This window comes from Anaeroglomus insulsum (genome assembly GCF_050689095.1).
Lineage (GTDB): Bacteria > Planctomycetota > Phycisphaerae > Sedimentisphaerales > Anaerohalosphaeraceae > Anaeroglomus > Anaeroglomus insulsum.
In genome coordinates this window covers 180,166-201,195 of the sequence record NZ_JBOGCL010000005.1, presented here as the reverse complement: position 1 = coordinate 201,195, position 21,030 = coordinate 180,166, and the positions used below count along the sequence as shown (strand labels likewise).

Annotated in this window: 10 protein-coding genes; 4 read left to right on the top strand and 6 right to left on the bottom strand. The window is 51.3% G+C overall.

Annotated features, from left to right (window positions below; all coding sequences use genetic code 11):
- Positions 1–267 precede the first annotated feature (267 nt).
- Genes ACQ9LF_RS06755 through ACQ9LF_RS06740 form a run of 4 tightly spaced genes read right to left on the bottom strand, consistent with a single transcriptional unit; the run spans position 268 to position 7,114 of the window.
- A complete protein-coding gene (locus tag ACQ9LF_RS06755; protein ID WP_462488616.1) occupies positions 268–1,356 on the bottom strand; it encodes a Gfo/Idh/MocA family protein in 1,089 nt (362 codons plus the stop codon).
- 34 nt (positions 1,357–1,390) lie between these two features.
- Positions 1,391–3,763, bottom strand: a complete 2,373-nt coding sequence (locus tag ACQ9LF_RS06750; RefSeq protein WP_462488615.1) for a sugar-binding domain-containing protein — start codon at positions 3,761–3,763, stop codon at positions 1,391–1,393.
- A gap of 12 nt (positions 3,764–3,775) precedes the next feature.
- The gene (locus tag ACQ9LF_RS06745; protein ID WP_462488614.1) at positions 3,776–5,536 is read right to left on the bottom strand and encodes a sodium:solute symporter family protein; all 1,761 of its coding nucleotides are present in this window, start codon (positions 5,534–5,536) and stop codon (positions 3,776–3,778) included.
- Between the two features lie 45 nt (positions 5,537–5,581).
- Complete coding sequence (locus ACQ9LF_RS06740; protein ID WP_462488613.1) at positions 5,582–7,114, bottom strand: hypothetical protein; 1,533 nt, start codon at positions 7,112–7,114, stop codon at positions 5,582–5,584.
- A gap of 648 nt (positions 7,115–7,762) precedes the next feature.
- Here ACQ9LF_RS06740 and ACQ9LF_RS06735 point away from each other — a divergent pair.
- The 4 genes from ACQ9LF_RS06735 (at position 7,763) to fliD (ending at position 18,332) form a co-directional block, all read left to right on the top strand.
- Entirely contained in the window at positions 7,763–9,013 is a 1,251-nt protein-coding gene (locus ACQ9LF_RS06735) for a 6-phosphofructokinase (RefSeq protein ID WP_462488612.1), read from the top strand.
- Between the two features lie 16 nt (positions 9,014–9,029).
- The gene (locus tag ACQ9LF_RS06730) at positions 9,030–9,773 is read left to right on the top strand and encodes an NTP transferase domain-containing protein (RefSeq protein WP_462488611.1); all 744 of its coding nucleotides are present in this window, start codon (positions 9,030–9,032) and stop codon (positions 9,771–9,773) included.
- Positions 9,774–10,621: 848 nt separating this feature from the next.
- Positions 10,622–16,090: a glycosyltransferase gene (locus ACQ9LF_RS06725; RefSeq protein ID WP_462488610.1), complete on the top strand. Its 5,469-nt coding sequence runs from the start codon at positions 10,622–10,624 to the stop codon at positions 16,088–16,090.
- A 127-nt stretch (positions 16,091–16,217) separates the two neighbouring features.
- Positions 16,218–18,332 carry a flagellar filament capping protein FliD gene (fliD, locus tag ACQ9LF_RS06720; protein WP_462488609.1) on the top strand — a complete coding sequence of 705 codons (2,115 nt, stop codon included), beginning with the start codon at positions 16,218–16,220 and terminating at the stop codon, positions 18,330–18,332.
- Positions 18,333–18,375: 43 nt separating this feature from the next.
- Here fliD and ACQ9LF_RS06715 read toward each other — a convergent pair whose 3' ends face one another.
- Together ACQ9LF_RS06715 and flhB are read right to left on the bottom strand one after the other, a co-directional pair.
- Positions 18,376–19,902 carry an FHIPEP family type III secretion protein gene (locus tag ACQ9LF_RS06715; RefSeq protein ID WP_462488608.1) on the bottom strand — a complete coding sequence of 509 codons (1,527 nt, stop codon included), beginning with the start codon at positions 19,900–19,902 and terminating at the stop codon, positions 18,376–18,378.
- A 61-nt stretch (positions 19,903–19,963) separates the two neighbouring features.
- A complete protein-coding gene (flhB, locus tag ACQ9LF_RS06710; protein ID WP_462488607.1) occupies positions 19,964–21,025 on the bottom strand; it encodes a flagellar biosynthesis protein FlhB in 1,062 nt (353 codons plus the stop codon).
- Between the last annotated feature and the right edge of the window lie 5 nt (positions 21,026–21,030).

The window sequence follows — 21,030 nt, the reverse complement described above, 5'->3', positions numbered from 1 at the left end:
GGAATATCAACATTTGCATTTGTAAATATCTCCTTATTTTTAACTCAGAAATTATCGAGGACATTTACCGATAAAGAATGAACAATTATGCGATGAAAATAATGGATTACAATTTTAACAAAAATAGGATGCAGCCAACAAAGGGTTCTGGCCCTTCGGTTGCCACACTTCCCGGCCAGCTGGAACAGGTTTCGAGTGGCATGGTCAAGCTCTGCTTGGCCATGGTTTCATCTCAAGAGACTTGCCCAACGGAAGGTTGTCCCTGATTCAATCTGCCTGCACGGGGAACCGAATCGGCTTTTTCTCCCGCTGGCTGCGATAGACCGCCGTGAAGAGTTCGACCGTGATGCGACCTTCTTGCCCTGTAATCAGGGGATTGCGGTCCTCAAGGATCGCCTGCAGAAAATCTTCAACCTGCAGTTTGTGATAGTATTCCGTAGCCTTGATGGTCTTGAAAAACGCCGCATCCTCCTGTTGCCACTGGGCCAGCAGCTCCAGCTCCCCTGGCACAGTCCAGTGGTCGTTGGTCGGCGGCTGTTCAATCTCTGAGCGGCCCGGGATAAACATGGCTCCGCCCTCGGTTTGAACCCCGACTGCAGCTCCGTTGCTGCCCATAATCAGCACCTTGCCGTAGAGGGCCGGATTCTGCGAATTGCTGATGACTATATTGCCCAGCCCGCCATGCTTAAAACGCACCACGACCACCGCCGTATCTTCCACCTCGATATAGGGATGGTTCAAATTGCCCCAATAGCCGAACGCCTCCTCAATCGGCCCCATGTACCACTGGAGCAGGTCCAGTTGATGCGGCGACTGATTGACCAGCACACCGCCGCCTTCCTCCTGCCAGGTGCCGCGCCACGGGTCGCTCTGATAATACGCCTCATCCCGCCAGCCGTACAGTGTCACCGTCCCCAGCACTGGCCGGCCGATCTTGCCGGCATCGATGGCCTTCCGTATCCGCTGGCAGGGGGCATAAAACCGCCGCTGCGAGACTACCCCCAGCTTGACGGACGCCCGCCGAGCTGCCTCAATCATCGCATCGCAATCCTTCAGCGTTATCGCCAGCGGCTTTTCCACCAGCACATGAGCTCCCGCTTCCATCGCCGCAATCGCAGGCTGGGCATGATTGGGGTGGGGTGTGCACACAATCACCGCGTCCAGCGATTCCTTCTCGACCATCTCGGTTACATTATCATACCCCCTGACGCCGTATTGAGCCCCATAGTGCCGGGCCTTCTCCAGGCTCCGTCCGCATACTGCCGAGAATACCGAGCAGGGCAGGTCCGCCAGTGCCCTGGCATGCAGGTGTCCGACTTTTCCGCATCCGATGAGTCCTGTTTTCAATTTCTCCATGAGATCAAGCTTCTTTCTATGTCTTAAGGGATGCTCACATTGATTGACCGACCGTCAGGGATAGTGTATCACTTTCAAGCTGCTCTGAACGGGCGGTTAATGTGATTTGTCCTTTTGTATCGCTGGCCTTGATCCAGACATAACATCGTCCCTGATAGGCACTGCGGGAATCTGCCCCAAACGGCTCATGGCTGAGCACGCTGGCATTGTCCACTGCGGCAATCATTCCGGGGCCGGTGATGGAAAAGGTAATCTGATTGGTTGCTGTCGGAACCAGCACACCCTGTTCATCGACGACAGAAGCCTCCACTCGAATCACATCATCCCACGAGGGACTTAAGGTCGTGCGAGGTGCGTTAAGCCGGATGCTGGATGCCTTTCCGGCAGTTTGGTAAATCTGGGTCGCAGCCACTTTGCCGCCATTGGATGCCACCGCTTTTATGGTTCCCGGCTCAAACTCCACCTGCCAGACCCGCGGGGAATCGTTGTCTGGTTTTTTCTGTGCCCCCAGTGACCTGTCGTTCAAAAACAGTTCCACCGACTCACAATTGCTATAGACTTCCACGGTTTCGATATGTGGCTGGAGGTTAACCGGTGTCCAGTCAGAAAACTGCGTGATACGGAACCGATCATCGGTACTGAGTTCGTAGCCGGGGTCAATGGGCGAAGGTTCGTTTCTGCCGACCCGACGGACCAGATGAACCATGGGCTTGTCCGACCACCAGCTTTGCCGCTGATAGGAGCGGGGACGCAGACCGCCGGCCCGGTCAATGACCCCAAACGGTGTCGAGATCGCGGGCCATTGACGCGACTCGCCGAGATAATCAATCCCGCTCCAGAGGAACTGTCCTGCATAGGGGGGATTGTCGCGCAGGGCAAGCCAGACATTCAGGTCATGGCCATTTTCCGTGCCCAGGATTTTCCGCCTGGGATTCTGCCGCCATGCGGCCAGAATCTCATTTTCCCGGTAGTTCTGTCCAACCACATCCAGCATATCCGCAAGCCCGTTGTCATAATCACGGCTCTGGTTGGGACGAAACAGAGCCTGAGATACCGGACGGGTCGGGTCTTCCTGATGATAGATGTTAATCAGGGAGCCGAGAATCTGCTTGGCCAATTCTGCCTTGGGGGTATCGTGGATTTCATTGCCGGCACTGTAAACGACCACACAGGGGTGATTGCGGTCTCGTCGAATCGTGTCGCGGGTATCGATTAAAGCCCAGTCTTTGAAGTAGCGATGGAAATCGCCTGGCCGCTTGCCGACAGTCCAGCAATCCAGAAATTCGTTCATGACCAGAAAGCCCATCTGGTCGCAGACATCCAGAAACTCCGGCGCCACGGCATTATGGGCGGTGCGGATGGCGTTGACACCCAGTTCCTTCAGGACCGCCAGCCGATCCCGCCAGACCTGCAGGGGCACCGCTGCACCAAAAGCCCCGCCGTCGTGATGGACGCAGACGCCCTTGATTTTGAAGTTGCGTCCATTGAGCCAGAAGCCGGTATCCGGTTCGAAGGCAAACTCCCGAATGCCGAAAGAGGTGATTTCATCATCCAGCCTGGACCAGCCCGAAACCACCTCTGTATGGGCGGTATAAAGGGCAGGACGATCCAGGTCCCATCGGACCGGGTTCGGAACAATCAAGTCCTGCTGGAATTCCACCATGGCTCCGGGATTGACATTCTTGGCGGGCGAGACAGCTTTGGCGGCAACGTCGCCTTGTGGATTATAAAGCGTAATCTCCAGACAGACCTTTTTTCTGCGGTCGGAAGAATTGATGACGGCGGTCTGGACACGAACCGTGGCCTGGGTATCCGTAATCTGCGGGGTGGTGACAAACGTTCGCCATGGCCCCAGCAGAATAGGATTCGTTGCAATCAGCCGGACATGCCGATAAATCCCGGCCCCCGTATACCACCGCGACGCCGGCTGCAGGGTCGTGTCGGTCCGCACGGCCAGGACATTCAATCCATCCTCCTTCAGGTAAGGTGTCAGCTCATACTGGAAGCTGACATAACCGCTGGGCCGCGTGCCCAGCAGATACCCGTTAATCCAGACCTGGCTGTTGGCCATGACTCCGTCGAATTCCACAAATACCTGTTTACTGGCCCATCCCCTGGGCAGCGTAAAGCTCTTGCGATACCAACTGACGCCTGAAGGTAAGAAAGCTCCATCGCCTTTGGATGGGGCATCTTTTGAAAATGGCCCTTCGATGCTCCAGTCATGCGGTACATCAACAGTCTTCCATGAGCTATCATCGAATGCTGCGGCTTCGGCCCCCGCTGCATCGGCCTTAAGGAATTGCCAGCCTCTATCCAGAGACTGAATCTGACGGGTTTTCAGAGCAGGTTGACTATAAGCCTGGATTGATAACAGAACGATGCCAAGCATGATTAGAGATTGTTTCATGATTATGCTTCCTTAATACATGGAGGGTTGTTTCGGTTCGGATTGGATCAGAGGCGGCTGAGTCAGATAGCTGACCCCCACCAGTGCCGCGACAGAGACAATAAGAGCTGGCAGCACTGCATCGAGTTCCCGAAGCCATCCGGATAAATGCGGACAGATGAGTTCCCCCCACAGCAGGGGAATGGCGATGCCGACAAGGATTGATGCCATTGCTGCCTGTCGGGTGGCCCGTTTCCAGATAATTGCTGCCACGAGACTGGGTGTGATGGCAGCTCCGTAAATTGTATATGCATACAAAGCTTTATGAAAAAAGCCTGTCGATTCGGAAAAAGCCAGCGATACGCCATAGGCAATCAGGCCGAACACCAGAATCAGGATCCGGTTCAGGAACACCACATGCTTATCTGTGGCTTTGGGATTGATGTGGGTCTGATAGACATCTTTAATAAAGGTAATCGCCGGAATCAGCAAAAAGGAGTTGGCTGTCGACACGATGATGCCGACGACGGTCACCAAAAAGAGGATTCCCAGCACAGGCGGCATATAATGTTTAGCCGCGTAGATGAGAATATATTTGCCGTTTTCAGGATCGGGTGTCATGCTGGCTGCAATCCAGGCATTGGTGATAATCAGCAGTTCAATGGCCAGGGCGACAAAAATCATGGTTGTCACGGCCTGTTTGGCACTGCGGGCATTGCGTCCGGCAAAGATACGCTGGTACTGATTGGCATCCCCCAGAATCAGCAGAAATACCGGCAGCAGGTAATTAACCAACTGCACCGGCGAATACACCCCCCAGAACTGCATATGCCGGGTTTTCTGCATTGCGGCAAAGGCCTCAGCCATGCCGGAGAACCCTCCGGCCTGATACAGCAGCACTGGCAGCGCCGCCACCATCGCTCCCATAATTAGCACGCCGGTTACGATATCGGTATAAGCCAGGCTCAGTAAGCCTGCCAGCATGGTATAAGTCAGGATGAATACTGCGGCTATAATGGTGGCATGGCTGGCCTCCAGCCGCGGCTCAACCAGGCTGAAGGTTCCAATCTCGGCACCTGTGGCAATGCGGTAATCCGAATTATCGTCGTCAATCGGAAAGCGAATTGGGGCATGATGGTTTTTAAGAATAGTGAACGTGATTTTGTCGGCAGACGCCGGGGTGGTGTTGTTCTCAACAACATGAATGACAAAAGGGATGGATTTGGCCGGATTCTGCGTGGAAACGAGGGCAAGCTCTACCGTTCCGGTCCAGTCCTGTGGTGGGGTATAGACCATTCGGCCTTTGACTAATTGACGGGCGGAGAGGGTGTCGTCATGACCCAGCAAAACCGGATCTTTAGTGCCGGCAATAACTTCCAGCACCGCGCCGCCGGCATTGAATTGATAGCTGACGATGACCATATAGGCTGTCACCAGTGCCACCACCGACAGCAGTCGGGCTGCCCGCCCATAGCGTCGTCCGATAATTTCAGGCACTGAGGACGCCTCAATATTGCGGGCGCGGGAGGCGATAAACGACAGCAGAATCATGCCCAAAAAAGTGCCTGTCGGGATGATCAGGGCCGCCATGCCTGTCCGGTAGGTTTCTTCGGCATTGCCCACGATGGAGCCGGTACCAATCCAGACAGCCAGCATGGTGCAGACCATCACCCACGGCGAAAGTGTTCGCCCGGCTACGGCAAAATCCGATTCGGTCTTGACCCGGCGCGAGGTATAAACACCGATGCCGACCAGAACAAACAAATAGATGAAAATCGCTGCCAGATAAACCATACTCATCCTTGGCTTAATTGGGAGGGGGAGTTTGACTCAGGGCGTTTAGGGAGCTGCCGGTTTCGAGCTGCACGGGATAGATCGCCAGTCATAACGTTGGGGGTGCTTGAAGAGACCGCCGATCAGGTCGGCCAGTTTGGGATCATAGCTGGCTAACTGGTCACGGGTATGAATTGTCCGGCCTTTGGCATCGACTGTTTTTGCGGCATCGTAGAAGGCCTTTACTCCTTCGGCAAAATAGACAAACCGATTTTGAGCTGCCGGGGTGTCTGTCCACAGCCCCTGCTGGATGGCAGCATTGTAGAGTGCTTTGAGCTGCTGGTCAAACCGGACATCCATCCGTTGCAGGCCGATTTCGTATTGCAGTTTTTGTTCCTGACTGTCAAAGTCTGGATCGACAGGGCGCAGACCAGTATAGAGGTAGCAGGCCAGAGCCATAGTGCCGATGAGCTGATTGTGGGTGCTGTCTATCTCGGATTGGGCAACCCCAAGCCGCAGCGAAGGGGGCAGTTTGGCCGATTCAATTCCTTCTCGGTCTTCCAGAAACGCCTGGACATTCAGTGTCTTGTGGACGGATGGCAGCGTCGGGAATTCGTCGTCGGCATAGACCACCACCGCAACGTCAGCATTAATCATGGCCTTAAGGATATCATGGCGATAGCGGAACAGGTTTCGAATAGTATGATCCACACAGAGCATTGCCTCGTCAGATACCTTTGCCGTGCCGAAGATAGAGAAACCACGGCACCAGATGTACTTGGGCAGGGCGGTGCTTTCTTGGAAACGCTGGGGGGTTGGAATCACCCTGGGCAGTTTGACCAGCGGCTCATAACGCCAGTCGTTAGCCGGAGTAATGCGGAAAGTTGTGCGGACCAGTTCGACAACATCCGGGTCGTATTCGGTCAGGAGCTTGCGGGTGTTGATGTGATTATGATTCCAGTTATTGGCGCGGTTGGCATCGAAAAAACTCTGAACTGCCTCAGCCCAGTATTCCCCGGCATCGGTTGAGGCATAATCATTTTTGTAGAGTCCTTTGGCCATGGCCTTGTGGTAGAGGGTATCCAGTGTTTTCTGGAAGTCCGGCTCCAGCCGCCGCAGGACAAAGTGAATCGAGTGGGCCAGCTCATGGATAAAGATGCTTTCATCTTCGTAGCGGTCCTCCGGCAGCGACAGGAGATTTTCCTCGCCCACACTGGTCGTCCGCCCGCCAAAACCCCGTGCCCGTTCATTCCAGAATGCCTTGGGTTTCATCTCCGCATAGTCGGGAATATCTGTGACCTGCTCATTATGACCGATGATGATAAAGCGGTTGCCGTTTTTGGCCAGGGCTTCACGCACGTCAGGACGGTTTTCAAGCATTTTATCCAACAGAAATTTGAGCCGGTAAAAAGCCTGGTCGCTGACAGCTTTGGAACTGATGACGGTGATGCCGTCACAGTTGAGGTACTTGGCGTAAAAAGGGTCCAGATTCAGCTCGGCCGGGGGCGTTGTGACCGAAGGGGCAGGGGAATTGGCCAGGCAGCGAGGGAAAAAAAGACCGCACAAAATAAACATTATACATAACCATGATCTTGTCATCGTCTGCATCCTTGTGTTTGGGCCGCTGGGGGCTTTCCGGCAGAGTTTCAGGGCATATTCTATCGCATACTATATCCCCGCTGGCATCTGTTTTCAAGTGCTTAATCTGCCGGGCTGATAAATCCTGACCTGGTTGTGGAAAACATAAGATTTGGGGGTTGGGACGAGGGGGTAGAGTTGCCCATTTTACCAAAGATGGAATGAGATGGTGTATAGGTTTTGGACGCCGGGATGGGGAGGGGAAATAAAAACCGTGTTACCGGGATGAATTTCCCTGGGCTTACCAAAATTTAGGGAGGCTTTGTAGGATTTAGCTATAGTTGTAAGTTATTGTAATAGCAGAATATGTGGTTTTTGGAGTCAAGGGGGTACCTGGGTTTATGGTATGGAATTTGCTCACTGAACATCGGAGGGTTATAGTGAAATAACGGATGTATATATATTAGAAATAGAAGTAATGAATGTAACATATTGAAATAGAACAAAGGGGTCAAATGATAAAACAAAAGGATGGTTGGCAACAATGTTAATGGTTATTAGCAGCTGGCTCCTCTCCCCGCACCGGAATGAGAGAATAGTATAATCTGTGAGAAAAATGAGAAAAAGCGTCTTTTCAAATAGCTGCAAGCTATTCTGCAGGAGTATAAAATGGCCGGTAATTTGTTAATTACAATGTCTGGAGGCACGACCTGTGTGATCAATGCAACTTTAGCAGGCATATTAAAAGCCGCCAAAAAATCCGGTCGTGTTTCCAGAATTTATGCGGGATGCCCTGGAATCCAGGGGGCACTAAAAGAATCCATGCTGGATTTGACCGACATCACGGATTCGGATCTGGAGTTGCTTTATTATACCCCCGCTTCGGGCTTTATTGGGACCACGCGCATTAAGCCGCTGGAAAGAGAGCAATTACTCCTGCTGGCAAGAGTGTTGGAGGCTCATGATATAAGCTATTTTATTAATATTGGTGGTAATGGAACCATTAAACAATCCATGTGCATCTCCGCTTGTCTTGGTGATGCAATTCAAATCGCTTCGGTGGCGAAAACGGTGGATAATGATTTGGGAGACGCAGCTTTTGAAAAAGTGCTTTATACGCCCGGATATCCCAGCTGTGCCAATTACTGGCGTAACAAAGTTTGGATCATGGATCAGGAAAATCAGGGAGCTTGTGAACATGATAAAGTGCTGATTGCCCAGACATTTGGCAGAAAAACCGGCTTTCTCGCTGCCTGTGCCCGTTTGGCTGATCTAGATCGTCAAATGCCGTTGTTGATCCTGCTGCCGGAAGATCAGCAGCCTTTGTCAGAGTTGATGAATGCGATTCAGCAAACCATTTCGAAATATGGCCGGGCGATGGTAGTCATGTCCGAAGGGTATGATGTTGGCGATTTGGGTGAACGGTATGATTTAAGCGGTCAGATTATGTACGGAACCAGTCGTACAACGGCTGCGCAGCTTTTGGTTAATAATCTAGCCGATATAGGCATCCAGGCCCGTTCCTTTATCCCGGCAATTGATCAGCGAAGCGATATTCATTTTGTGTCGGAACTCGATTTAATGCGGGCATACCAGGTGGGATTTTTTACCGTCTGCAGTCTGCTAGATGGAGCCCGTGATTTTTTGGGCTCCATAGCCCGCCATCCTTATAATCCCGAAGATGTGGACTATATTTGCGTGCCTTTTGCCCAGACACAGAATTATACGCGAATTATGCCTCCAAACTGGATTCAAGCCGGTACTTTTGATGTGTCGGACGAATATCTGGAGTATGCGGTTCCGCTGCTTGGAAACACCTGTGTGACGTTACCAAGTGAGGAGGGACAATTGCTATTTCTCGCTCGTCCGGAGACGTTTGTGAAACCGCGATTAAATACTGCAGAATATGCATTGCTATAGAATAAGGTGAGTGGATATGATTTGGATATTTCCAATGGCGGGCTATGGGGTTCGGACTCAAACACTGGGGCAATTTAAGCCGTTTATCCAGATACGAGGACGACGAATGGTGGAGTGGCTTTTGCGCTCTCTTCGCGGCAAGATTGCTGCTGGTGATAAAACAGTATTTATTACAACCGAACACTATGCTTCCGAATTTGAGGTGGAAAGTAATCTTGAAAAAATCATGGTTCGAAATGGTCTTGACTGTGATGTTCATCTGGTCACCTGCCCAACAACGCCTCCAGGCCCGGCGGCTTCCGTATATACAGCTAGGGCCTATTATGACAGGGAAACACCGGTGATTGTGGTCAACTGTGATCAGTATATCGATTTTGATATGTTTAACTATACTTCCGTCAAACAGGGATTTCTGCCGGTGTATGCCAATTTCGGCAATAGATCCAGCTATGTGGATATCCGGGATGGGCGAATTACTCGAATTGTGGAAAAACAGAATATTTCCAATCTGGCCAGCGCTGGCGTTTATAGCCTTGCGTCAGGTAAAGCACTGATCTGTGCGATTGAAAAGCAGTTTGAGAAAAAAGATATGACGAATGGCGAATATTATGTCGGTCCTGCGATGAATACGCTGATTGCGGACGGATATGAGCTGTATCCTGTGGCTGTACGCAGCAAATATGACCTTGGAAATGTCCAGGGCATAGAGTATTTTCAGGAAACGGTATTTTGTGAACAAGCTGCAGGAGGTTGTTTATGAAACCATCAGATGGGCGAATAGCGATATTTATCTGCGGGCCGGTCCGATATGCGGTCTATGTTTGCAGGATGATTGACAGGATTTTTCAAGGGTACAGCTACGACTGTTTTTATCATCTATGGAAAAAAGATCTGGGCAATAAGGTTCGCACATCCGAGGTTTATGATCTCAAGGAGATAGAAAATAATCCACGTACAAAAGTATTAATCTGTCAGGAACCTTATTGTGTTGATGATTTTGCGGAATATATCGGGCCACAAAGCGGTTCGAAATCCTCCGTTAATGCTACGATGGGAATGTTTTTTTCGGTCAATCTGTTATGTCATTATTTGGAGCAGTTGCCGGATTTTTCAAAATACCGTTATATTTTGCGACTTAGGACGGATTGTGTAATTATTCATCCGGATTTCCCTTCACTTTTGGATGGCGCTGAAAATACATTAACCGTAGGGAAAAATTATTATATTACTGATGAGACGTTATGCGATCATATTTGTTTTGGACGACTGAATAGCTTCTTTTCATTGTGGCGATTTAAATCAATGAATGAGATTTATAAATATTACTTGAAAGCCAACAGGTATCCGGAACTAATGTTAGGACAACGTCTTCGAGAAAATCCTGATATCCAGATTAATGATAAATTGATACGTTTTTGTGATTACCATATTATTTATTTTCCACCGAGTGAAAATGATCCCGCAGCCATTGCAAACTTTTTAAATACACATGGAGTCGAAGCGTTATATGGGAATGGCAGACAGATGCTTGACTTTGAGCAAATAAAATCCTTTGTGGAAAATCTTAAACTGAAGAGGCAAAAACAAAAACAGCAAAAGGAAAAATCTTTGCAGCTTCCACCCAAAATGCGGCAGTTTTCGATAGTCTGTCATAATTATAATAAAGGAGCCTATATAGGGGAAGCCATTGAGTCGGTGCTGAATCAGACCTGTAAGGAATGGGAATTAATCATTGTGGATGATGCTTCAACGGATAATTCTGTGGAAGTCATTCAGAGGTACCTCCATGATCCCCGTATCAAACTGATTCGGCATAAAACCAATCAGGGTATTGCCCGTGCTGTCATGGATGGAATTGCACATGTTCGGACTGAAATCTATGGTGAACTGGACAGCGATGATGCATTGACTCCCAACGCCATTGAGGTGATGATCAAGGCACATCGGGAGCATCCGGAATGCGGATTTATTTATTCTCAGAATATTTATTGCGATGAACAGTTAAATCCGGTCAAAATCGGTTTCTGCAAGGCGCTGCCAAAAGGCAAGACAACGCTTCAGGCGGATGTGGTCAGTGCCTTCAGGACCTATAAGCTTAAAGAGTATCTCCGGACCCCCGGACATGACCCCTTGCTGGAATGTGCTGTCGATAAAGATATGATTCATAAAATAGAAGAGGTAACACAGTTGCATTTTGTTCCTCAGCCGTTATATCTGATTCGTCATGTCCCTCAGTCCGCTTCGCGCGGAAAGGAGCAGCCTCTCTTATCCTATTTATGTTGGGCAAAGTCAAAAATCAATGCCTATCAAAGACGCAGCAGGAAGGTCGCTGTGCAGCAAAAGCTGGACCCGGATACCGTGTTTGCTCAATCCATAACAGAAGCCATAAAGACTGATTTGCATATTCAGTTGTTCTTTGAGATGGTCATCCGATATGAAGCCATTTTATCTTGTGAGTTGCCTGTTCCTTGGGCCTTGAAAAATGCTCAGAAAGAGCGATTAGTCTTCTGGATCGCTACGCAGGCAGACATCAAAGGAATTCTGGCAGCCTTCAGAAAACACGGCATTCTGGAGGATTCCTCATGGGTGGAGGTGTTCAATGCCCGAAAGAAACAACGCCAGCATTTGGAAAAGATGCAGGCCAAAGCCGAATCTGAAACCACAACATCACCGAACAAAACAATGTCTTCAGAGACAAAAGAGGATAAACTAAAATCTGCAATTCAGCTTTTTCAGAAGGCTCAGCAGGCCTTTGCTGCCGGCAATATGCTGACGGCCCGCAGGCTGATGGCACACTATCAGGCTGCGATGCACTATGACCATTTGCCGCGGATTGACCGTCGGGATCCATCCGCCACCCCGCTGATGTCGGTGATTATTGTGACATATCAGCGTTCCGCGGATGTGGCCAAATTGCTGGATTGCTTCCAGCACCAGACCGACAGCGATTTTGAAACGATTCTGGTGGACAACGGCGGTACAGATATTGCCGCCATGACAGACAAAGCCGATTGCATCATTCCGTGTCCAATCAATTTCAATCTCAGCGAGGGCCGTAACATTGGCGCCTGGTTTGCACGCGGCCGCATTGCGGTTTTTGTGGATGATGATGCGCTTGTGGATGCCAATTACCTGGCGTCGGTACGTCGGGCCTTTGAGACATATCGTGTGCTTGGGCTTCGCGGCCGGACACTGCCGAAAACACCTGTGCCCAATCAGCATATCTCGATTTGTGACCGCGGTGACAAGCCTTTCCCGACGCTGTGCAATCAGGAGGGTAACTCGGCATTTCTGCTGTCGGCCTGGCGGGCGGTCGGTGGGCAGGATCCACTGTTGTTCGGTCATGAAGGGACCGATCTGACCTGGCGGTTGATTCACGCCTTTGGCCGACAGGATGTCGTGATGTACTGGCCGGATACCGTGATTTATCATGACTATGGTGACGGCGGCAAGACCCGCCGGAAACGCAGGCAGCAGGACATCAACCAGGATTACCTCTTGTATAAATATGACCAAAGTATCGCTGATATTCGTTTGCACCTGGAAACTCTGCCTCTGGCCGAGGGCAATGCCTTGTCTATGCAGCCGCAGGCTGTGGCGGATGCCCATCGCTGGTATGGGCTGTGTTATCAGGATAATCTTCACAAGCTCGATACGGTGCCGTCCCCGAAGGTGGCCGTTGTGATCGCCTGTCAGAATATGGCTGAGTATCTGCCGCAGTGTCTGGATGGCATTTGTGCCCAAACACTGCAAGAATGGGAGGCGCTGATTGTGGATGACGGCAGCACGGACGGCTCACGAGAGATTCTGCAGCAATATGCGCAGCGGGATAAGCGTTTCCGACTGTTTTTCTTTGACAAGAGTGAAGGCCCCTATGTCCGCCGCAACTTTGCCATTCAGCATGCCCGGGCACCATTTATTTCCATTCAGGATGCCGATGACATTCTTGCCCCGCACAAGCTGGAGATGCTGCTGGAGGAAATCCTTCGCGATGATTCACTGGGTGTGGTGGGCTCGTTTTTCGGGCGGTTTATTGACACTTTCCGCGGGCCGGAGTATTGTGACCGAATCCGCCTGAAGGTTAGCCATGACGAGATTGTCAAAGGCTATCACCGCAGCTTTTATGTCTGCTGGCATGCCTCGGCAATTATCCGCAAGACCCTGTTTGAGCAGGTGGGATTATACGATTGCCAGCCGTGGGGATCGGATACGTTCTGGCTGGCCAAGGCGGCGCTGTATGGAATTCTGACCGGAACGGTGCGATTCAAAAATCTCCCTGAAATTCTGACTTATAAACGAGAGCACAAGAAATCTCAAACCGGCACGATTCTGCTGAATCATCCCAACGGACGGCGTAAAGTGCTGTCGCGTTATGGCCAGCAGAAACTGATGGAGATTGCCCAAAAAGCCAGGGAAAACCCCGGTTTTGATGTCGGTCAGGCCATCCGCAACTGCAACTGCGATGATTTCATTCCGCGGTTCGGACATCTGTTTGAGCAATGGGAATCCGGGGCCGTGAGCCGGCAGTTGATTGCCGATCTGCTGTCCAAGGCGATTCATGAGTTCGTCTCCGGCTATTGTTCGGATTGTCTGATTTCGCTGAATTCGCTTTGTGATGTCTGCAACGGGGTGGAAAAAGAGATTCAGGGGTTGAATCTGCTTCGCGGACTATGTCAGTATATTGCAGCAGAAGAGCAATCTGCCCGCTGGTCGCTGGAGCAGGAGTATGCCGATCACGGGACGGTTCAGGCCAGAGAGTTCATAAACCGCTTTTTGACACAGGCCAACGATGGTCCCGGCGGCCCCCAGCGTCGTGAAATCGTGGACCGTTTTATCTTTATGGACACACCCAAGTCTCTGGTTGAGGCGGAGGTGATTTATGACAATCGGACCCCAGTGACTCCTCAAGTGTCGGTGATTCTGGATTGCCGACGCGGTACGGTTGATTTACAGACAATCCTTGCGGAATGGATGGCCCAGACCCGGCAGCGATTCGAATTGCTGATATTGACCACCGGTAATTCCGCAGCGGATTTTGCCGGCCAGACATTGCCGCTGCCGACTGCTGTCCTTAATTTTGCCGAAGGGATCTCCAGTGCCGCGGTCAAAAATCAGGCCGCTGCGGTTGCCCGGGGGGATATTCTGGTGTTTGCTGCCTGGCATATTGCTGTCAGGCCTGATTGTGTTGCCGTGGTACAAGAGGCCCTGAAGACACCTGCCATCGGCGCCGTCAGCGGACGGATTATCTTGCCCGCGGGCAGCTGGAATACCAATCTGGATTATGGTGACAAGAAAATATTCTGTTGTTTGGACCAGGACCTGCTCTGCGCTGTGAAACGGGATGTCTTTACACGGGCTGGAGGCCTGGATGAAGGGCTGTGGGGACGCGATATGCTGTCGCTGAGCTGGACGATCTATAGCGGCTTGGATACGGAGTGGGGGTCGATTCTGTATGTACCCGATCTCGCAGGCACCTGGCGTCCCGACGTGCCGGTCACGACGAATTATATCCTGCGGCAACTGGCTGCCGATCAGCTTTTCTGGAGACGCTCCTGTCCTGAGAAATACTGGGACTTTGTAGTGTTTGCGGAACGCTGTTTCTGGGTCAATGAGGTCTCCGGCCAGGGGGACCCTGGCCAGGCTGGACTGGTGGTCCAGCTTTTTGCCGGACGTCATCGGGCCATTGCGCTGCAGTGGGCCAGGCTGGCTTATCGGCTTCGGTCTGACCGGCTTGCGGAATTATATGCCCTGGCCAACTGTGAATGGGACGCGGGCAATAGGGATGAGGCGGCACGATACTATGAACAGGTGTTGGCGATACCCTTTATGCAGAAGATTGAAACCGAAATCTTCGCCCCTGAAGAACGCACCAAAGTGTCTGAAGTGTTCCGCTGTTATGTGGCAACCACCCTGAAGCTGGCAGAATATTATCGGGACCGTGGGCACAGCCAGAAAAGTCGGCAGATGCTGGAGCGGCTTAAGGCCAATCCCAATAATGTTCTGGACCAACAACAACAGGTGCAATGGGACGTGTTGTATCAGAGTGTTCAGGCTCGGCAGGAAAAGCATGTCTCGGTTTTGACTGAAGCCCCAACTCAGAGACCACGTGTGTCGGTGATTATGCCGGCCTATAATTCCGCTGCCTATATCGACGCTGCGATTCAAAGTGTTTTGGCTCAGACCTATACGGATTTTGAACTGATTATTGTCAATGATGGCTCTACGGATCACACCGAACAGGTAATCCGAAATTATAAGGATAGTCGGATCCGTTATTTTTCACAGGCCAATGCAGGACTGGCTGCGACCCGAAATACTGCTGTGCGTCAGGCAACCGGACAGTTTATTGTCCCGCTGGATGATGATGACCGGATGACGCCAGAGTTTATTGCCCAGCATGTTGCGGCGTTTGAACGCCATCCGGAAGCAGACCTGATTTACTGTGATGATCATCTGGTTAATGAGGCCGGCCGGTCGCTGCGTGTCATCCGGCGCAAGGAAGTGCACGACCAGACTCAGCTGATCAGCGGATTATTCCAGGGCGGTTTCCCATTCATTCCCTTCCGGACGTGCATCCGGCGGAGTGTATTTGATAAGATCGGCTTGTATGATGAGACACTGCGGGTGGCTGAAGATTATGACATGATGCGTCGATTTGCTGCACACGGACTGATTGCCAGACATCTGGCGGGTGATTTCTATATCCGGTGCGTCCGGACCGACAGCCTGTCCCGAAATCACACCCGAAGCAAGGCCGAAATGCACTTTGGCGTGATCCGACGGTTCATTGACACCTTTGCCTGGGAACAACTCTTTCCCGACGCCAGCTTGGAAGGACTGGACTCTGTGCACAGAGCCTTTCAGGGGCATTATTTGTCGGCACATGTATTCCAGGCAATTGAGAGGAATTATATACAGAATCGTACCCCCGGATTTTATGCCGAAGTGGCTATCGATTTTGCGATTGAACAATTGGAACATTGTCTGGAATTATCGCCCGATAATCCGGAGATTCTGCAAAAAATCGAGGAATGCAGGCGGCGAAAATCGCAAGAAATGGCCGCAGTGGGAGAATGAATAAGGAAACGGATTTAGAGCCTTACCGGATGGACGATAATATAAGTAATGGAATAAACAGAGGATAGACAAAAAACAAGGCGGACAATGTCGTCTTGTGTTCATGATTAAGACGGGAGTGCGGCATATGGCAAGTATCAGTTTATCAGGACTATCGACGGGTATTGACACCTCGTCCATCATTGAGCAATTGATGAAGGTGGAAAGTCAGCGACTGACAAAATACCAAAGCAAGCTGTCCAAATATCAGGAAAAGCAAACGGCAATTACAGAGCTTCAGAGCAAGCTGAGCGCCTTCAAGTCTGCCCTTTACAGTATTTCGGATACGAGCAAATTGAAGGCTTTCAATACAACCACCAGTGACAGCGATGTGGTTACAGCCGAAGCGACATCCAGTGCCTCTGAAGGCAACCATTCGATCAAGATTAAACAATTGGCGACCTCCGAACGCTGGGTGCACAGCGGATTCCGATATGCCACCTCGTATGTGGGCGAGGGTAATTTTATTTACTCCTACAATAACACTGAACGGGTTATCCAGACAACCGATACCACAACGCTTCAGGACCTGGTGAAACTGATTAATAATGACCCTGATAATCCCGGCGTGACGGCCAGCCTGCTGAAATATGACAATGGCGACGGTAATGAATGGCATCTGGTTTTGTCGGGTAACAGCAGCGGTGAAGATTATCAGATTACCGTCAATTCCAGCAATACCGAGGTTCATACTGCCCAGAGCACGCTGAAAAAAAGTGGCAATAATGCCGATATCACTACCCGCCTCAAAAATCTCGACGGGTTTTCCGGCACGATTGAAAGCGGTACGACCCCCGATAAGATTCGTGTTAGCGGAACAAGACACGATGGCACCGCCGTTGACTATGCTTTTGATGTGACCCAGTACACAACCATCGAAGACCTTGTCCGCGAAATGGAAACAGCATTTGGTAATACCGTCGAGGTGACCTATAAAGATGGTTTGCTCAAAGTGACCGACAAGACCAGCGGAACCAGCCAATTGCAGGTGAATCTGGCTTTTGAGGCGGGAACCGGTTCATCGGCCTCACTGACGCTGCCGACGATTTCTCAAAGCACACAGGGGGGCAGCAAAACAGCCAATATTGCCTCGCTGGCGGCGGGGACTTTTACCGAGACGCAGTCGGCCAAGAATGCCCTGATTAAAGTGGATGATTATCCGCCGGATGTGGTCAATTCTGAAACCGGCGAACTCATCCAAGAAAAATGGATCAGCCGCAGTTCCAACACCATTGATAATGTGATTGCCGGGGTGACCCTCAAGCTGCATGATACGACCATAGCCACGGACAGTTCGACCGGATACAAAACGGTGGAAGTCAACCTGACGCGAAACACCGAGGAACTCAAGAAGAAAATCACCTCGATGGTGACCAAATACAATGAGCTGGCGACCTATTTCAAGGAAAAAACGACGTATAACACCGAAACCAAGACATCAGGGATATTGTCTTCGGACTACAGTTTAAGCAGTATTCTGAGCCTGATTAAAAATCCTCTGCGTTCGGTGGCAACGGGCTTTGGCTCGTCGGATTCCTTTACACGACCCGAAGATATTGGTCTTAAAATCGATGCCGATGGGACCTTGGAACTGGATACAGAGGTATTCGACAAAGCTATCGTGGAAGACTATATGGGGGTATTGTCGCTGTTTGGTGCCCAGAAGACCGGACTTTCCACAGGGGCTGATGCGGCCTATATCTCTTTTTATGCATCCAGTAAATATACCGATGCCGGCTCGTATGATGTCAAGGTTGAGGTGGATGCATCCGGGAACATTACGTCGGCCTTGATTAAGCTGACCTCCGAAAGCTGGGATAAAGCCCGTTCAATGACGATCAGCGGCAAAAACATCAGCGGCAGTTCGGCACTGGATAGCAGCAAGAATCCGTTATATCCTGAATTCGATCTTAATTTGACTGTAGATACCAGTAAAGCCGGAACCCTGAATGCCACCATTCAGATCAAACAGGGATTTGCCGGCGCGATGTATGAAACGGTAGATACGTCGCTGAAAACCGGCGGGCGCGTGCCGCTGGCCCTCAACAGCATTAAAAGCCAGATTACCTCACAGGAAGACCGGATTACTCAAGAACAGAACCGCCTGGAAACCTATGAAACACGTTTGAGGCAGAAATATGCCCGTCTTGAGAAAATGCTCAATCAGATTCAGCAGCAGTTCTCCGGGATTAATTCACTCTAACGGCTCCGTGCCCTGTTAGGCGGTGATGGCCAACACGCAGGGATTAGTGGGGAATCGAAATAGCGGTCACAGAGGCCAGTTTGGCAGCGTTTTCGGGAATGGCCACAGTGGTGCCTGAAAAATCACCGAGCAGCAGAGTATGCAGCCGGGCACCGATTTGATCAGCCATAATCTCGATCATGTGGGGGCCATAGATCAGAAATATGTCATATTGTCCCGCGAGTTCCTGCAGGGCGGTTTCAATACGGCAGGCAGCCTGAATCTCCATATCGCCGGCGGTAAAGACGCTGATATTGGCGATGCAGGTTGGCTGGGGGCTGATGACGGTTTTGGCCTCATTCAAATCGAACGCCCTGGCCGCGGCCCTGCGTTTGGGCTGGGCATCAATCAGAAGAACCCTGAAGTTCTTTTCGGCAAGCCCGATGGCAGTATTGACCGCCGCTTGTACGCCCAAACTGGTTCCCGGCAGACTGGTCAGCAGGATAGCCTGCTGCGGTTGAGGTTTTAGTGCGGCAGCCAGATCGGTCAATTGGCGGTAATAATCGCGGGAATCTGTCCAGGTCAAACGACGAACAGGGCAATCGATAGTCTTTAATACCTCCGCAGGGGCTGCCGGTTCAAAATCGACAATATTTTCCCGCAGCGGGGGGGCCTTGCGGGCCTGTTCCATAAAATCCGGATTCAGCAGCTCGGTTTGTTCTGTCTGTTTATCGGTTCCCGGCAAAGCGATGGTGTGTCCATGGGTGTCCTGCTCAGTCTGGTCTTTTTTGAGGCACAGGGCTTCTTTCTGAAGCAATCCCGCACAGCTCCAGGCCGAGCTGACGGCCGGCAGCAGAGAAATGATGGCCAGTCCTGCCGCCTGGGATGCAACCGTTTCCAGCAATTGGACGTTGTAGCCGCCTGCAAGGGCGTCACTGAATACTTTGATTCCGAGTGCCAGAAGAGTCATGACCACCGCTGCGGCGGCTTCGCATTGCATCAGGACTGAGATCGATCCCATGGATCCGAAGAACCGCATCTCCGTCTTGATCTTATCAAGAACAGATTTGGCCTGTTGGCGGGAGATGACGTTCAGACTCAAGTCGGCTTGAAGTCCGGCACGCTTGACCGGCAGAATCTCCTGGGAATACCTGTGTACCGAGCGGCGGATTTGCCTCGCGAATAACAGAATCATCCAGAAGCTCAATAGTACCATCAAAACAGCCAGAATCGCGGCGGTAATAACGCCAGTGCCAAGGACAACCCTGCCGATCAAACCGATGACCATCCCGGCAGTCTGTTCGAGAAGGATTTTCCGGACGGTCATGGCAATCAGGCAAATCCGCAGGAGATTCATAGCACCCACCAGAAAACCAAAGCCTCCCAATTCTTGGCAGTTTGCCGCCGCCAGACACACGGCGACTACCGCGGCAGCCAGAAACACACTGAATACCCAGACAATGTCCAGCATCAGCAGGGGCATAGGGATCAGCAGGCCGGCCAATACCGTCAGCGCAGCTGCCGCAAATACGGCATCCAGCCGGTAATGGATTGCTTCTGGTAAATTAGAGTCTGTTTGTCGTCTTCTCATTTGCCGCTTTCATTCTGATAACTCAGGCAGTATAGCGTCTTTAGGCAGAATTGTTCAAGCGTTATTTGGAATAAGCGTGTTTGAGACGATAAATTACGGCCAGCACCTCTGCAACTGCGGTGAACAGTTTTTCCGGAATGGGCTGGTCCAGTTTGACCGTCGCGTAGATTTCGCGGGCCAGGGCAGGCCGGCGGATAATGGGGACGCCATAGGAGCGGGCGATTTCCTTGATTTTTTCGCACATATGGTCGCCGCCTTTGGCTACGACAATGGGCGCCGAGGTTTTGCCGGATTCGTAATACAGGGCCACGGCCACGTGGGTGGGGTTGACCAGGACAACGCTGGCCTGGGGGACTTTTTTCAGCATTCGCCGCATGCCCAGTTCGTATTGTTTGCGGCGCAGCTTGGATTTGATTTCCGGGGGACCATCGCTGTCGCGATTTTCTTCCTTGACTTCCTGGCGGCTCATTTTCAGATTTTCGATATATTTCCAGTGACGATAGAACCAGTCAATCGCCCCGATTATCAGCAGACCGATGCATATGCGGATCACTGCCCCGAGTACAACGCCGCCGATGGCCGACAGAACATTCTGGATGTCAACCCATTGCAGTGTTGCCAGGTAAGTGATTTTTTGGCGAAGATATAAATAGACCAGAAATCCGATGAACGCCAGCTTGACGATAGACAGCACAAGCTTAACCAGCGATTCAGGCGAGCACAATTGCTTGAGACCATGGACCGGGTTGAGTTCATTCGTTTTCCAGGCCAGGCTCTTGGGGGCGTAATTCAGGCCGCTGACCATAATGCTGGCACCAATTCCGCAGACTGCCAGGGCCAGCAGAAACGGCGTCATTACCAGCATGCTGCTGATGATTTTGGAGTTGATATACGCGATAAAAACCTGACTGTTATCCATCATCTCAGCACGGCAGCTCAGGCCTTCAACAAGCTCGGTTTTCCCCCAGGAAATAAACCAGGGTCCCAGCAGGGCACAGACTGCCAGCAGGGTGACCAGGGTCACAGCGGACACCATCTCGGCGCTCTGGGGGACTTGCCCCTCCTCACGGGCTTTCTGCAGGCGTCGTGCGGTTGGAAGATGAGTTTTATTGGTATCGGCCATATCGC

What these genes read in the sequence shown, in the direction of transcription:
- ACQ9LF_RS06755 (WP_462488616.1), bottom strand. Translation starts at nt 1,356, where the DNA reads ATGGAGAAATTGAAAACAGGACTCATCGGATGCGGAAAAGTCGGACAC.
- ACQ9LF_RS06750 (WP_462488615.1), bottom strand. Translation starts at nt 3,763, where the DNA reads ATGAAACAATCTCTAATCATGCTTGGCATCGTTCTGTTATCAATCCAG.
- ACQ9LF_RS06745 (WP_462488614.1), bottom strand. Translation starts at nt 5,536, where the DNA reads ATGGTTTATCTGGCAGCGATTTTCATCTATTTGTTTGTTCTGGTCGGC.
- ACQ9LF_RS06740 (WP_462488613.1), bottom strand. Translation starts at nt 7,114, where the DNA reads ATGACAAGATCATGGTTATGTATAATGTTTATTTTGTGCGGTCTTTTT.
- ACQ9LF_RS06735 (WP_462488612.1), top strand. Translation starts at nt 7,763, where the DNA reads ATGGCCGGTAATTTGTTAATTACAATGTCTGGAGGCACGACCTGTGTG.
- ACQ9LF_RS06730 (WP_462488611.1), top strand. Translation starts at nt 9,030, where the DNA reads ATGATTTGGATATTTCCAATGGCGGGCTATGGGGTTCGGACTCAAACA.
- fliD (WP_462488609.1), top strand. Translation starts at nt 16,218, where the DNA reads ATGGCAAGTATCAGTTTATCAGGACTATCGACGGGTATTGACACCTCG.
- ACQ9LF_RS06715 (WP_462488608.1), bottom strand. Translation starts at nt 19,902, where the DNA reads ATGAGAAGACGACAAACAGACTCTAATTTACCAGAAGCAATCCATTAC.
- flhB (WP_462488607.1), bottom strand. Translation starts at nt 21,025, where the DNA reads ATGGCCGATACCAATAAAACTCATCTTCCAACCGCACGACGCCTGCAG.